The 14,040-nt window shown below is 69.9% G+C and carries 13 protein-coding genes; 3 read left to right on the top strand and 10 right to left on the bottom strand.

The window, feature by feature from the left end; translation table 11 throughout:
• The first annotated feature begins 1 nt into the window (after position 1).
• Entirely contained in the window at positions 2 to 733 is a 732-nt protein-coding gene (locus H0523_RS18450; protein WP_054430622.1) for a response regulator transcription factor, read from the top strand.
• A complete protein-coding gene (locus H0523_RS18445; RefSeq protein ID WP_054430621.1) occupies positions 730 to 2,202 on the top strand; it encodes a sensor histidine kinase in 1,473 nt (490 codons plus the stop codon). The genes H0523_RS18450 and H0523_RS18445 overlap by 4 nt, the downstream gene beginning before the upstream one ends.
• 43 nt (positions 2,203 to 2,245) lie before the next feature.
• Here the strand turns inward: H0523_RS18445 and H0523_RS18440 are convergent, their stop codons facing one another.
• The 4 genes from H0523_RS18440 to H0523_RS18425 all read right to left on the bottom strand — a co-directional run bounded on the left by H0523_RS18440 (position 2,246) and on the right by H0523_RS18425 (position 6,834).
• Positions 2,246 to 3,403, bottom strand: coding sequence for an NAD(P)H-dependent flavin oxidoreductase (locus H0523_RS18440; RefSeq protein ID WP_054430620.1), 1,158 nt, complete (start codon positions 3,401 to 3,403; stop codon positions 2,246 to 2,248).
• 188 nt (positions 3,404 to 3,591) lie between these two features.
• Entirely contained in the window at positions 3,592 to 4,980 is a 1,389-nt protein-coding gene (locus H0523_RS18435; RefSeq protein WP_049074076.1) for a tripartite tricarboxylate transporter permease, read from the bottom strand.
• Entirely contained in the window at positions 4,977 to 5,450 is a 474-nt protein-coding gene (locus H0523_RS18430) for a hypothetical protein (protein ID WP_054430619.1), read from the bottom strand. Before H0523_RS18430 ends, H0523_RS18435 begins: the two co-directional genes overlap by 4 nt.
• Before the next feature lie 94 nt (positions 5,451 to 5,544).
• On the bottom strand, positions 5,545 to 6,834 hold the full coding sequence (locus tag H0523_RS18425; RefSeq protein ID WP_054430618.1) for a hydroxymethylglutaryl-CoA reductase, degradative: 1,290 nt from the start codon (positions 6,832 to 6,834) through the stop codon (positions 5,545 to 5,547).
• Positions 6,835 to 6,975: 141 nt separating this feature from the next.
• On the opposite strand from H0523_RS18425, the gene H0523_RS18420 reads away from it, so the two are divergent.
• Positions 6,976 to 8,406, top strand: a complete 1,431-nt coding sequence (locus tag H0523_RS18420; protein ID WP_082380380.1) for an aminotransferase-like domain-containing protein — start codon at positions 6,976 to 6,978, stop codon at positions 8,404 to 8,406.
• On the opposite strand, the gene H0523_RS18415 is transcribed toward H0523_RS18420, so the two are convergent.
• From H0523_RS18415 to H0523_RS18390, 6 genes are all read right to left on the bottom strand, one after another.
• Complete coding sequence (locus tag H0523_RS18415; protein ID WP_180180118.1) at positions 8,397 to 9,188, bottom strand: anaerobic ribonucleoside-triphosphate reductase activating protein; 792 nt, start codon at positions 9,186 to 9,188, stop codon at positions 8,397 to 8,399. The two genes, H0523_RS18420 and H0523_RS18415, sit on opposite strands and share 10 nt — an antisense overlap.
• The gene (gene nrdD, locus H0523_RS18410) at positions 9,154 to 9,336 is read right to left on the bottom strand and encodes an anaerobic ribonucleoside-triphosphate reductase (RefSeq protein WP_049074065.1); all 183 of its coding nucleotides are present in this window, start codon (positions 9,334 to 9,336) and stop codon (positions 9,154 to 9,156) included. The genes H0523_RS18415 and nrdD overlap by 35 nt, the downstream gene beginning before the upstream one ends.
• Positions 9,337 to 9,399: 63 nt before the next feature.
• Complete coding sequence (locus H0523_RS18405) at positions 9,400 to 11,400, bottom strand: ribonucleoside triphosphate reductase (RefSeq protein ID WP_054430616.1); 2,001 nt, start codon at positions 11,398 to 11,400, stop codon at positions 9,400 to 9,402.
• 139 nt (positions 11,401 to 11,539) lie between these two features.
• The gene (locus tag H0523_RS18400) at positions 11,540 to 11,890 is read right to left on the bottom strand and encodes a DUF3325 domain-containing protein (protein WP_054430615.1); all 351 of its coding nucleotides are present in this window, start codon (positions 11,888 to 11,890) and stop codon (positions 11,540 to 11,542) included.
• Positions 11,887 to 13,500 carry a PepSY-associated TM helix domain-containing protein gene (locus H0523_RS18395; protein ID WP_082404456.1) on the bottom strand — a complete coding sequence of 538 codons (1,614 nt, stop codon included), beginning with the start codon at positions 13,498 to 13,500 and terminating at the stop codon, positions 11,887 to 11,889. Before H0523_RS18395 ends, H0523_RS18400 begins: the two co-directional genes overlap by 4 nt.
• Positions 13,501 to 13,670: 170 nt before the next feature.
• The coding region (locus H0523_RS18390) for a helix-turn-helix transcriptional regulator (RefSeq protein WP_180180117.1) at positions 13,671 to 14,040 on the bottom strand (370 nt) is incomplete at its 5' end.

The following is a 14,040-nucleotide window of genomic DNA, read 5'->3' as shown; positions in this document are numbered from 1 at the left end:
TATGGATACGCCTCGCCGCGTCCTGATCGTCGAAGACGACGCCCACATCGCCGAATTGCTGCGCCTGCACCTGCGGGACGAAGGCTATGCGGTCGAGCACGCGGCCGACGGCAACGAAGGCATGCGCCGGCTGGAAGAGGGCGGCTGGGACGCCCTGGTGCTGGACCTGATGCTGCCCGGCATCGACGGCCTGGAGATCTGCAAGCGCGCCCGCGCCATGACGCGCTACACCCCCATCATCATCACCAGCGCCCGCTCCAGCGAGGTGCACCGCATCCTCGGGCTGGAACTGGGCGCCGACGACTACCTGGCCAAGCCGTTCTCGATGCTGGAGCTGGTGGCGCGGGTGCGGGCGCTGCTGCGCCGCACCGAGGCGCTGGAGCGCAACGCCCGCATCGACGCCGGCAGCCTGCGCCAGCACGGCGTGGCCATCGACCCGATCGCCCGCACCGCCTCGGTCGACGACCGCCGGCTGGAACTGACGCCGCGCGAGTTCGACCTGCTGCATTTCTTCGCCCGCAACCCGGACAAGGTGTTCTCGCGGCTCGACCTGCTGAACCAGGTCTGGGGCTACCAGCACGAAGGCTACGAGCACACGGTCAACACCCACATCAACCGGCTGCGCACCAAGATCGAGGCCGATCCGTCCAATCCGCAGCGCATCCTGACGGTCTGGGGCCGCGGCTACAAGTTCGCGGCCGAACCCGGCGCGCCGGCGGAGTCCGCATCATGAAGCGCCTGACCCTGACCCAGCGCCTGTCGGCCGTGTTCGCCATGCTGCTGCTGGCCTGCTGCGGCGCCTCGGCCTGGCTGCAGATCTCGGCCAACCTGCGCTACGAGCAGGAAGTGGTGCAGCGGCTGTCCAGCGGCCTGGCGCAGCACATCGCCGGCACCAACGAGCTGATGGACGCCAACGGCTGGAAGCCGGACGCGGTGCGCTCGCTGTTCTCGATGCTGATGATGGTGAATCCGGCGGTCGAGGTCTATCTGCTGGACAACGACGGCCGCATCGTCGGCGACGCCGCCTCGCCCGGCCAGATCAAGCGCGAGCGGGTCGACCTAGCGCCGGTGCGCCGCTTCCTGGCGGGCGGGGCGCTGCCGATCGAGGGCGACGATCCGCGCCACCTGGATACCGCCAAGGTGTTCTCGGCCGCGCCGGTGCGGGTGGCCGGGCGCGACGAAGGTTACGTCTACGTGGTGCTGCAGGGCGAGGCGCACGACGCGCTGGCCATGGCGGCGTCGCGCAGCGCGGTGCTGCGCACCACCTTGTGGTCGATCGCGCTGGTGGCCCTGCTGGGCCTGGTGGCGGGCCTGGCGGCGTTCGGCCTGATCACGCGGCCGCTGCGCGGGCTGACGCGCGCGGTGCGGGCCTTCGGCGACGACGACGGCCGCGCGCTGGCGGCGCTGGAAAAGCCGGTCGACGCCACCGACGCCAGCGGCGACGAGATCTCGCTGCTGCGCCGCAGCTTCGTGCAGATGGGCCGGCGCATCTCCGAGCAATGGCGCGAGCTGACGCGCCAGGATCAACAGCGGCGCGACCTGGTGGCGAACATCTCGCACGACCTGCGCACGCCGCTGACCTCGCTGCACGGCTATCTGGAAACGCTGCGGCTCAAGGACGAAACGCTGGACGCGGCCGAGCGCCGCCGCTATCTGGACATCGCGCTGGCGCAGAGCCGCAAGGTCGGCCGGCTGGCGCAGGAATTGTTCGAGCTGGCGCGGCTGGAATCCGGGCTGGTGCGGCTGGAGCCGGAGACCTTCTCGCTGCCCGAGCTGGCGCAGGACGTGATTCAGAAATTCGAGCTGGCCGCCGAGGCGCGCCAGCAGCGGCTGACCACGGCGATTGACCAGGAACTGCCGCCGGTGCGCGCCGACCTGGGCATGATCGAGCGGGTGCTGACCAACCTGCTGGACAACGCCATCCGCCACAGCGCGCCGGGCGGCCGCATCGAGCTGAGCCTGGAGCAGGCGCGCGGCGGCGTGCAGGTGCGGGTCAGCGACAACGGCGCCGGCATTCCCGAGGCGTTGCGGGCGGGCCTGTTTACCCGCGCCTCGGTGCTGGCCAACGGCCCGCGCGATGGCGGCGGCCTGGGGCTGGTGATCGTGCACCGCATCCTGCAGCTGCACCACAGCGATATCCGTCTGGTGCAGCGGCCCGAGCCGGGCGCGGTGTTCGAATTCGACCTGCCGGCGGCGCCGTAGGCGGTTTGCTGCCGCCCGCGCCGGACGGCGGGCCAGGGCGCGATCAGGCCGCCGTCGGCATCCGCCCGTTCAGCAGATAGTCCATCAGCTCGCGCACGCTGCGCATGGCGTCGCCGAACGGCAGCTTCGATGCGCCGCGGAAGAACAGGCCGCGGCTGACTTCGCCGCGCATGGCGGCGGCCAGCTTCAGGTCGATGCAGAACTGGCCGAAGCGCGCGATGCCGTCGCGCAGGCCGCATTGCGTCAGGCAGTCCATGCGCTGGCTGCAACGGCGCGCGTCGCAGCGGGTGCTGTCCTGCAGGGTCTTTTCCTGGCGCAGGTAGCGGGTCAGCCACGGCGTCGGCACGGCGCGCGCCGGCAGGCCGGCCACGCTGGTGAATTCGGCCAGCTTGTCGGGGTCGGCTTCCATCAGCACGCGCTTGAAGTTCTCGTGCGCGTCGCCTTCCTGGGTCACGGCGAAGGCCGTGCCCACCTGCACGCCGTCGGCGCCGTTGCCGAGCCAATGGCGCACCTGTTCATGGCTGCCGACGCCGCCGGCCACGATCAGGCGCGGGGCGTCGCGGCCCAGTTGCAGGTCCTGGAACAGCTGGCGGCATTCGGCCAGCACGCGCTTGAAGTCGAAACGCTCGTCGTGGATGTCGTCCAGGCGCGCGGCGCCCAGGTGGCCGCCGGCGTAGCCAGGGTGTTCGATGACCACGGCGTCGGCCATGCGGCCTTTCTTCATCCACTTCTTCAGCACGGCGGCCACGCCGCGCGCTTCCGACAGGATGGGGACCAGGGCGACCTTGGGGTAGTCGGCGGTCATGTCGGGCAGGTCCAGCGGCAGGCCGGCGCCCATGACGATGGCCTGGGCGCCGCTTTCGCAGGCCTGGCGCACCAGGGCGGGATGGTCGCGCACCGCCTTCATGACGTTCACCGCGACCACGCCGCGGCCCTGCGCGGTGTCGAGCGCGGCGCGCACTTCGCGGTCCAGGGCGACGCGGTTGGCGCTGTCGATCTGTTCACGGTCGCGGCAGTCCTCGGTCTGCTCGATCAGGTCGGGATGGTGATGGCGCAAGTCCACACTGGCGATGGTGCCGACCGCGTTCTGGCTGGCGACCGCGCCGGCCAGGCGATGGGCGGAAACGCCGACGCCCATGCCGCCCTGGACGATGGGCAGCAATTCGCGTCCGGCGAGAGTGAGGGATTTGAACCACGTCATGAAATGAGAGCCTTTATTGGGAACAGTGGCTCCGAGGCTAGAGCAAGGCATGACGCGCCGCCTTGCGCGGAATCAAGCGGGCGGGGGAAAGCAGGGGAGATGAAGGCGCTGCGCCTGGCCGCGGCCGCCGCGAAAGAAAAAAAGGGGCGGAGCACGCCGGCTCCGCCCCTTTTCGCTGGCGCTTCCTTTTATGCCACCAGCTTGACCAGCGCCGGCACCGTCAGCACGGCAGTGTAGTAGCCCATGAACTGCACGCCGGTGTTGAAGCCGAACAGGCGCGACAGCAGGCCGCCGAACAGGCCCATGGTCAGGATCACCAGCAGGCCCAGGAACTGGCCTTCCCACACGCTGATCACGATGATCAGGCCGACGAAGGTGGCGATGATGGCCTCGTGGCTGACCTTGCGCGACACGAACAGCGCGGCGCGGCGCGCGAAGTTCATGGCGAACGGATACGACACGATCGCCGCCAGCAGCACCGCCAGCATGCCGTAGCCCAGGAACTCCCAGTGGTTCAGCAGGTTGTGCAGGTTGTGCGTTTCACCGCTGGCCGCGTCCACCGTGAAGCGCGGCGGCGCGTTGAACAGCGGCGCGGCCGGGCCGGCGGCCACCGGGCTGAGCGGCAGGCCGAAGGCGATCAGCGGGATCAGGGCCTCGGCGATGTAGGTCGCCTCGGTGACGCCGTTGCGCGCGCTCAGCACCGTGGTCAGGCGGTGATAGGCATGCTTGACGCGCGAGCCCACCAGTTCGCCCAGCACCACCGTCATCGCCACCGGGCTGAACACGAAGGTGGCGCTGGAGATGGTGGCGGTGGCCAGGGTCCAGCGGGTCTGGATGCGGTCCATCACCTTGAGCGGGTTGGGGAAGTAGCCCGACCAGCCCTTGACGTCCGGCGCCAGCGAGAACGTGCGCACCTTGTCGCGCATCATTTTCGCGCGGCCCTGCGGCGCGATCACGGTGAACAGGTCCGCGATCAGCGGGCCGATGGCGATGCCCAGGAAGTAGCTGATGCTGAGCTTGACGCCATACTTGGCGGTCAGGCTCTGCAGCGCCACGATCACCACCACGAACGGCACCAGCAGCGCCACCGCGGCCCAGCGGCCGGCCGAGAAGTAGGCGATCAGCACCGCCGCGGCCAGGAAGATCCACGGCGCCGACTTGGTGATGGCGCCGCCGAACGGCGCCAGCAGCACGGCGAACAGCACCGCCAGCGGCACCGCCACGAAGGCGGCGACGATGGCGCCCGACACCATCTTGCGCAGCGCGATGTGCGGCACGCCCAGCTTGCGCAGCATGTTGGCGTCCTGCAGCAGCGGCGTGGCCAGCGTGTCGCCGGGGATGCCCAGCAGCGCCGTCGGCACCGCGTGCGTCATGTGCTTGGCCACCGCGCCGGCCAGGAAGAAGGTGAAGACGCCGGCGGGCGGCACGCCCAGCAGCACCACCAGCAGCGTCAGCGGCGCCAGCGTGGTGGTCTCGTCGGTGCCGGACACCAGGCCGATGGCGGCGAACACCACCGCGCCCAGGAGGCCCATGCCGGCGGCCACCATGATCTGTTCAAGCAACACGGGATCGCTCATGCCGGCACCTCTTCACGCACGTTGCGCGGTTGGGCCTGCGGCGCCTGCGCCGCGGCAGGCGCGGCGAACAGCTCGTACAGGTCCAGTTCCTTCAGTTCCTTGACCACCGCCGGCGGCAGGTCCGCCAGCGTGCCCAGGCCGCCCGGTTGCGCGGCCAGTTCGGCCAGCACCTCGGCGCGCCAGGCCGGATCGTGCGAGGCGCTGTGCTCGACCACTTCGCGCTTGGGCGGGAACAGGCGGGCGCAGATCACGCCCGCCAGCACGCAGCCGCCCAGGCCGGCCAGCATGGCGTAGGCGTGCGCCAGCTCGGGCGAGGCGACCTTGTCGCGCAGCCAGCCGCTGGCGGCGTAGAAGCCGGCCACGCTGATGACGATGCCGATGGCGATGGCCCACGCCAGGTGGCGCAGGTCGACCGTGTCGTTCCATACTTCGGCCAGGCGTCCGGCGGACGCCTTGCTGTCTCTTTCCATGTCTGTCTCCTTGATGGACGGGCGGCGCGGGAGGTTCCCGGCACCACCTCTGTTCTTGTGCGGCCGGCGTGCGTGCGCCGACCGTGCCGCGCCGTCAGGCCGGTTTCCGCAGTTCCTCCAGCAGCGCCAGCGCGCGGTCGGCGCGCACGTCCTTTTCCTCGGCCATGCGGCGGGCCAGCTGGTCGATCTCGGCGCCCACCGCGCCCACGGTCAGCGCGATGTTGCGCGCGTGCAGCGCCATGTGGCCGCGCTGGATGCCCTCGGTGGCCAGCGCCCGCAGCGCGCCCAGGTTCTGCGCCAGGCCCACGGCCACGGCGATCTCGCCCAGCTCCTGGGCCGAGCGCACCGCCATGATCTTGAGCGCCAGCCGCGCCAGCGGATGGGTCTTGGTGGCGCCGCCGACCAGGCCCACCGGCATCGGCATTTCCAGCGTGCCGACCAGGGCGCCGCTGGCGTCCTTTTCCCAATGGGTCAGCGAGGTGTAGCGGCCGTCGCGGCAGGCGTAGGCATGGGCGCCGGCCTCGACCGCGCGCCAGTCGTTGCCGGTGGCGACGATGACCGGGTCGATGCCGTTCATGATGCCCTTGTTGTGGGTGGCGGCGCGGTACGGGTCGGTGGCGGCGAACACGTAGGCGTCCAGCACGCCCTCGATGATCTCGGCGCCGCTGCGGTCCCTGGTGTCGAGGGTCTGCGGCGTCAGGCGCACGCGGGCCCGCGACAGGCGCAGGTCGGCCAGGTTCGACAGGATGCGCAGCCGCACCGTGCCGCCGGTGATCTCCTCGACCAGCGGAGCCACGGCCTCGGCCATGGTGTTGACGGTGTTGGCGCCCATGGCGTCGCGCACGTCGACGATCAGATGCAGCACCAGCATCGGGCCGCGCGGCGTGTCGGCGAACACGTGCGCCTCGATGTCCTGGCAGCCGCCGCCCAGGCCGATCAGCACCTGGTCGCGGCTGTTGGCCAGCTTGACGATGCGCTCGCGTTCGCGCAGCAGGGCGACGCGCGCGCCGTGCGGATCGGTCAGGCCCAGCACCTGCACCTGGGCGCGCATCAGCGGCCGGGTGCTGGAGGTCTCGAAGCCGCCGTTCTCGCGCGCCAGCTTGGCCATGAACGAGGCCGCGGCCACCACCGACGGTTCTTCCACCGCCATCGGCACCAGCACGTCGCGGCCATTGACCTGGAAATTGCCGGCCACGCCCAGCGGCAGCTCGAAGGCGCCGATGACGTTCTCGATCATGCCGTCGGCGCGGTCCAGGCCGAGCGCGCCCGGTTCGGCCAGTTGCTGGCGTTCCTCGGGCGTCAGGCCGGCCGCGTCGGCGATGGCGGCGAGGCGTTGGGCGGGGGTGAGGGCGCGGAAGTTGGGCAGGCGTGAATCGGCCACCATGGCATGTGTCTCCATCGGAAAATCTAAGAATTGGGTGGCCAGATTCTAGGTAAACTGTACCGGCATTCAGAGGTACAGTTTGGGCGAACAGTACCATCGCACTGCACCAATTTTCGACTTTTCCCCGCTGGAAACCACGCCGTGGACGCCGACAACTCCCTGGGCCGCGCCCCGCGCGCCGCGCCCATCGCCGAAAGCCTGGCGCGCCTGATCGGGCGCCAGATCGCCGAGGGCGTCTACCGCCCGGGCGATAAACTGCCCTCGCTGCGCGAGCTGGCGCAATTGCATCGCTACGCCAAGAACACCGTGGTGGTGGCGTTCGAGATGCTGGTGGCGCGCGGGCTGGTGGAGCCGCGCCGCGGCTCGGGCTTCTACGTGCTCGACACCGGGCCGGCGCAGCGCGCCGCCGATGAAGAACCGGGCCAGTTGAGCCGCGCCATGGACATCGTCTGGCTGATGCGCGAACAGCTCAAGACCCAGCCTGACGCCATCGCCGCCGGCGACGGCTTCCCGCCGGTGGAATGGCTGGCCGACATGCGCATGGACCGCTATCACCAGAAGGTGGTGCGCACCGGCCTGGGCACGCTGTTCCGCTATGGCAGCCGCTTTGGCTACGCGCCGCTGCGCGAGAGCCTGGTGCGCAAGCTGGGCGACGTCGGCATCAGCGCGGCGCCGTCGCAGCTGGTGCTGACGCACGGCGCCAACGAGGCCATGGACCTGGTGATCCGCTACTTCCTGCCGCCGGGCGCGGCGGCGCTGGTGGACGATCCCGGCTATTACCCGCTGTTCGGCAAGCTCAAGCTGGCCGGCGTGCGCATGCTGGGCGTGCCGCGCCTGTCGGACGGCCCGGACCTGGTCGCGCTGGAGGCGTTGCTGCAGCGCGAGAAGCCGCGCCTCTTTTTCACCCAGTCGCTGGCCCACAATCCGACCGGTTCGGACATTTCGCCGGCCAAGGCCTACAAGCTGCTGCAGCTGTCCGAGCGCTACAACCTGATCGTGGTGGAGAACGACCCGCTGGCCGATTTCAAGCCGACCTCGGCGGTGCGGCTGTCGGCGCTGGACCAGCTGGAACGCACGGTCTACATCGGCAGTTTCTCGAAATCGTTCTCGGCGGCGCTGCGGGTCGGCTTCATCGCCTGCGGCGCGGGCCTGGCCAGCGACCTGGCGGACCTGAAGGCGCTGGTGCACGTCAGCAGTTCGGAATACTGCGAGCGCATGGTCGACGTGATGCTGCGCGACGGCCACTACGAGCGCCACCTGGTGCGCCTGCGCCAGCGGCTGGAAGCGGCCACCGGCGATGCGTTGCGGGTGCTGGATTCGCTGGGCGCCGCGGTCTACACGCGGCCCACGAGTTCGCTTTATCTGTGGGCGGCGTTTCCCGGCATCGACAATTCGCTGGCGCTGGCCGAGGACCTGATGCCGGAGAAGGTCATCATGGCGCCGGGCCGCGTGTTCAGCGTCGACCCGACGGCGGCCTCGCCCTGGTCGCGCTGCAATGTGGGCGCGGTGGCGTCGCCGCGCTTTCACGCCGCGCTGGCGGCGCGCCTGGGCCGCGCCAGCGCTCAGCGGTAGGCGAAGTCCTCGAACCAGCCGCGCAGCAGGGCCTGCGCCTGGGTGCCCAGCAGCCGCGCCGGCGGGGTGCTGGGGCAGCTGCGCGCGCCCTGCACCGCGAAGCGCTTGACGCCGCGCCGCGCCAGTTCGCGCGCCAGGCCGAGCAGCCGGGTCTCGTCGAGCCAGTCGGGATGCCAGGTAATGCGGCATTCGAAATCCACGCCGGCGGTCAGCAACTGCGTCAGGCAGGCCTGCGCCGGACGGTGCGAGTCGCGGCGGCCGGTGATGTCGTCATAGCCCTGCGCGTCGGCCTTGATGTCCAGGCCGACCCAGTCCAGGTAGCGCAGCACATCGGCCAGCCGTAGCGGATAGATGCCGGCGGTGTGCAGGCCGATGCGGTATCCCATGCGCCGCGCCTCGCGGATCATCGACGGCAGGCGCGGCTCGCTGAGCGGCTCGCCGCCCGAGAACACCACGCCGTCCAGCAGGCCCTGGCGGTTGTCGAGGAAGGCGCGCACGTCGCGCCAGTCGTAGCGCGCGTTGCGCGTCTGCAATTCGGGGTTGTGGCAGTAGTGGCAGCGCCACGGGCAGCCGGCGATGAAGATGACGGCGGCCAGCGTGCCGGGCCAGTCCACGGTGGAGAAGGGCGTCAGGCCCCCCACCGCCGGCGAATGGCGCGGCAGCGGCTGGGCCGCCGGCCGCGGCGGCGCGGCGTGGGCCAGGCGCGGCGGATGGCGGGCGGGAGCGGCCTTGCGGCCGCCCGCCGCTTCAGGCACGTTGTTCGACGAAGAAGCGGCGTTCATTGAATTCGCCTTGTTTGCCGGTATTGAAGGAAGACACGGGGCGGTGATAGCCCATGACGCGGGTCCAGACTTCGCAGCGCACGCGCTGGCTGTCGTCCAGATGCGCGGCCTGCGGGGCGATGGCTTGCGGGGTGATCACGGTTTGCATGAGGGCTCCTGGGGAAAGGGCCGGGCGGGGATCGCCCGGGGAAAAACTCGATGGACGGCGCGGTCAGGCCGGCGCGCAGCACGACGCCTGTTTCGCCAGCAGTTCGGCGTCGCACTTGGGGCAGAACTCGTGGTGCCCGGCCAGATAGCCGTGGTTCGGGCAGATCGAGAATGTCGGCGTGACGGTGATGTACGGCAGCCGGAAATTCGACAGCGCGCGCCGCACCAGTTCCTTGCAGGCGCTGGCCGACGACACGGCCTCGTTCATGTACAGGTGCAGCACGGTGCCGCCGGTGTACTTGCCCTGCAGCGCTTCCTGCAGCGCCAGCGCCTCGAACGGATCGTCGGTGTGGCCCACCGGCAGCTGGCTGGAGTTGGTGTAGTAGGGCTGGGCCTCGGTGCCGGCCTGAAGGATGCCGGGATAGCGCTTGCGGTCCTCGCGGGCGAAGCGGTAGGTGGTGCCTTCGGCCGGCGTGGCCTCCAGGTTGTAGAGGTGCCCGGTCTCCTCCTGGAACTCGGTCATGCGCGCCCGCACCCGGTCCAGCAGCCGCACCGCCAGCGCGTGGCCGGCCGGCGTGGTGACGTCGTCGGCGTCGTCGCTGAAGTTGCGGATCATCTCGTTGATGCCGTTCACGCCCAGCGTGCTGAAGTGGTTGCGCAGCGTGCCGAGGTAGCGCCGGGTGTACGGATACAGGCCCTGGTCGATGTAGCGCTGCACCACCTTGCGCTTGGTCTCCAGCACGTCGCGGCCCAGGCCCAGCAGCAGGTCCAGGCGCGCCATCAGCGCGGCCTCGTCGCCACGGCAGGTATGGCCGAGGCGCGCGCAGTTGACCGTCACCACGCCCACCGAACCGGTCTGCTCGGCCGAGCCGAACAGGCCGTTGCCGCGCTTGAGCAGCTCGCGCAGGTCCAGTTGCAGGCGGCAGCACATGGAGCGCACCATGTGCGGCTCCAGGTCGGAATTGAGGAAGTTCTGGAAGTACGGCAGGCCGTAGCGCGCGGTCATCTCGAACAGGCGCTCGGTGTTGGGGTGGTCCCAGTCGAAGTCGGGCGTGATGTTGTAGGTGGGAATCGGGAAGGTGAACACGCGCCCCTTGGCGTCGCCGGCCATCATCACCTCGATGTAGGCGCGGTTGATCATGTCCATCTCGGCCTGCAGGTCGCCATAGGCGAACGGCATTTCCTCGCCGCCGACGTAGGGGATCTGCTCCTTCAGGTCGGCCGGGCAGGTCCAGTCGAAGGTCAGGTTGGTGAACGGCGTCTGCGTGCCCCAGCGGCTCGGCACGTTCAGGTTGTAGATCAGCTCCTGCATGCACTGCTTGACCTCGACGTAGGTCATCGCGTCGCGGCGGATGAAGGGCGCCATGTAGGTGTCGAACGAGCTGAAGGCCTGGGCGCCGGCCCATTCGTTCTGCAGCGTGCCCAGGAAGTTGACGATCTGGCCGATGGCCGCCGACATGTGGCGCGGCGGCGTGGCCTCGATCTTGCCGGGGATGCCGTTGAAGCCCTCGGTCAGCAGCTGGCGCAGCGACCAGCCGGCGCAATAGCCGCTGAGCATGTCGAGGTCGTGGATGTGGATGTCGCCGTCGCGGTGGGCCTGGCCGGCCTCGGGCGCGAAGACGTTGGACAGCCAGTAGTTGGCGGTGACCTTGCCGGCCACGTTCAGGATCAGGCCGCCCAGGCTGTAGCCCTGGTTGGCGTTGGCGTTGACGCGCCAGTCGCGCTGTTCCAGGTATTCCTCCATGGCGCTTTCCACGTCCACCAGGGTGTGGCGCAGCGCGCGCAGGCGGGCGTGCTGCTCGCGGTAGACGATGTAGGCGCGGGCGGTGCGCCAGTAGCCGGCCTTGACCAGCGTTTCCTCGACCTGGTTCTGGATGGTCTCCACGCCGGGGCAGACGTTGCCCTCGGCGGCCAGCGCCGCGATCACCGCGCTGGCCAGTCCCTGCGCGACGTCGGCGTCCAGTTCTCCGGTGCTGCGGCCGGCGGCGGCGAGCGCCGCCGCGATCTTGTCGCGGTCGAATGCGACGACCCGGCCGTCGCGCTTGAGGATGTGTTGGAGTTGCATCGCTGACACCATATGTTGTGGGGTGGGAAAACTCTACCACCACCTATGGTGTCAAAAACCGGGCCACCGAGGCGTTTGTCAGGCCGGCTTGATGCCGGTCAAACGGCCCCGGCCAGGCCGGGGCGGGCGCAATGTGGCCCTAGAAGCCGAAGCCGACCCCGGCGATCGAGATCACCACCGCGAGCGCCGCGGTGCGCATCGCCGGGCGCGGCGACCACGACAGCATGCCGACCCACAGCAGCGCGCCGGCCGACAGCCAGCCCAGCCAGGCCACCACGCCCACGGTGTTGCCCCACAGGCCGACGCAGGGCAGCAGCGCCAGCAGCAACAGCAGGATGCCGGCGGCGCGCAGCACGCGGGTGTGGTTGGCGGAGGGATCGCGGCCCCAGACCTGGTCGTAGTGGCGCGGCATCGCCAGGCTCAGGCAGGCCATGCCCGAATAGGTCAGCAGCAGCGCCATGGCGATGCCGTATGCGTCGTTCAGATTCATGCCGTGGCTTCCTGGGGCGGTCGGGCGTTGCGCGGCGGCGGCGCCGACAGCGGCTTCTTCCGCAATCGTAGCGCGGCCCAGCCGGCCGCCAGACCGGTGGCCACGGCCGTCAGTTCGACGCCGGCGCTTTCCCAGTCGCCGCGCGCGATCTGCGCCAGCGGATGGTCGCCGATCGTCGCCAGCGACAGCAGCGGCAGCAGCAGGCACAGCGCCGACAGCGCGGCCAATTGCCCGATCCACGCGCGCCGCGGCGTGCATAGCCAGGCGTGGGCCAGCGTCAGCGCCCAGATGATGAAGAACGCGCGCAGCTCCCAGCCGGCGCGCTGCGGCAGCGCCACCGGCAGCAGGCGGTTGGCCCACAGATAGCCGACGCAGGCGATCGCCAGGCCGGCCAGCGCGGCCACGTTCAGGCCCTCGATCAGGCGGTAGACGCGCGCGGTGGCGGCGCCGAATTCGTGGCCCATCTTGTTGCGGCGCTTGACCATGAACAGCACCGCGCCGGTGCCCATCATGGCGGCGCCGGCCAGGCCGCACAGGAAATACAGCCATTTCATGGCCAGCCCGCCGAACTTGACCATGTGCAGGTCGGCCATCACCTGGCGCGTCAGCGGCGCGGCGCCGCCTTCGACGCCGCCGGGCGCGCGCAGGCGCAGCAGTTCGCCGCTGGCGCCGGAGAATTCGGCCATGCCGCTGGTGCTGCTGATGTGGACCTGCTGGTCCGCCGTCTCGTTCCAGCCATAGACCGCGATGCGCATCGAGCCGTCTTCCGGATTGTTGATGACGATGGCGCGCGCGGTCTGCCCGATCAATTGTTCGGCGCGGGCCACCAGGGGCTCCAGCGCCGGCACGGCCAGCGCGGCGCCGGTCGGCGTCGGCCGGTCTTCGCGGGAGAGTTCGGCAAGATACTGGCGGGCGGCCTCGGCGCCGCTGCCATAGGCCGCGGCGATCGGCGCGGGCATCAGCGTCAGGGCCGAGATCACGATGCCGGTGTAGGCGATCATGAACTGGAACGGCAGGGTCAGCACCGCCGTGGCGTTGTGCGCGTCCAGCCACGAGCGCTGGCCTTTCTTCGCGCGGAAGGTGAAGAAGTCCTTGAAGATGCGCTTGTGCGTCACCACGCCCGACACCATCGCCACCAGCATCGCCATGGCCGCGAAGGCCACGATCCACACGCCCAGCGGCTGGGCATGCAGGTTGTAGTGGAAGTCGACGAAATGGTTGCCGCCGAACGTGGCGCGGCCTTGCGCGTGATGCGCTTCCTCTGGCAGTTCCTGGCCCGTCTCGGGATCCAGTTCGGCGTCGGCGTATTGGCCGTCGCGATCGAACCAGTACGCCACCAGGCCGTTGTCGTGAAAGCGGTCGACCGGCCAGATCTCCCACATGCCGGCGCCGGGGTGATGCTGCGCCATGTACTGCACCGCCAGGTCGAGCCGGCGCGCGCGATCCACCTTGACGGGCTCGCGCGCCGCCGCCTCGGCCTCGGCCGCGTGGTGCTCGGGCGTCATCCAATGGGTGATGGGTTCGGCGAATACCGCCAGGGTGCCCGTCAGGAAGACGGCGAACAGCAGCCAGGAAAACCACAGGCCGACCCAGGTGTGGAGCCAGGCCATGGACAAACGGAACGTGGGTTTCAGAACGCGCCTCGTTATTTTTCGACCCGGCCGCGGACCGGTGTCTTTTATTGAGAATGGTTCTGATTCTAGTCGAAATGGGGCCAGAGTAGGACGATGTAGGACCGCGAGCCGGGCGGCGGGTCGGGGACCGCGCCGACCACGATCGCCTATCCGCCGCGCTTGACCTGGTTCGGCAGGACGTCGTGGACCCGCTTGAACGCGCTGGAGAAGTGGCTCATGTTGGTGTAGCCGAGCTTCAGTCCCGCCTGCGACACACTGAGCCCGCCCGTTGCGATGAGGTCCCAGGCCGCGCGCATGCGTTCGCGCTGGTAGAGCGTATGCACCGGCAGGCCGAAGTACTGTTTGAAGGCCTGCTTGAGCTTGAAGGTGTTCATGCCGCATTGGCGCGCCAGATCGGCGATGGAGGGCGGCTGCGCCAGGTCGGCCAGCAACAGGCTGCGGGCCTGGTGCAGGCGTTCATGGTCCGCGCGGCGCACGGCGGCCGGCCGCGCCGCGACGCCCTCGGCGCGGGCGGCG

Origin of the sequence: Achromobacter insuavis (genome assembly GCF_902859645.1) — a bacterium.
GTDB lineage: Bacteria > Pseudomonadota > Gammaproteobacteria > Burkholderiales > Burkholderiaceae_B > Achromobacter > Achromobacter insuavis.
Note: the sequence above shows the minus strand (reverse complement) of the source record. Positions and strands in the feature narration are given on the sequence as shown.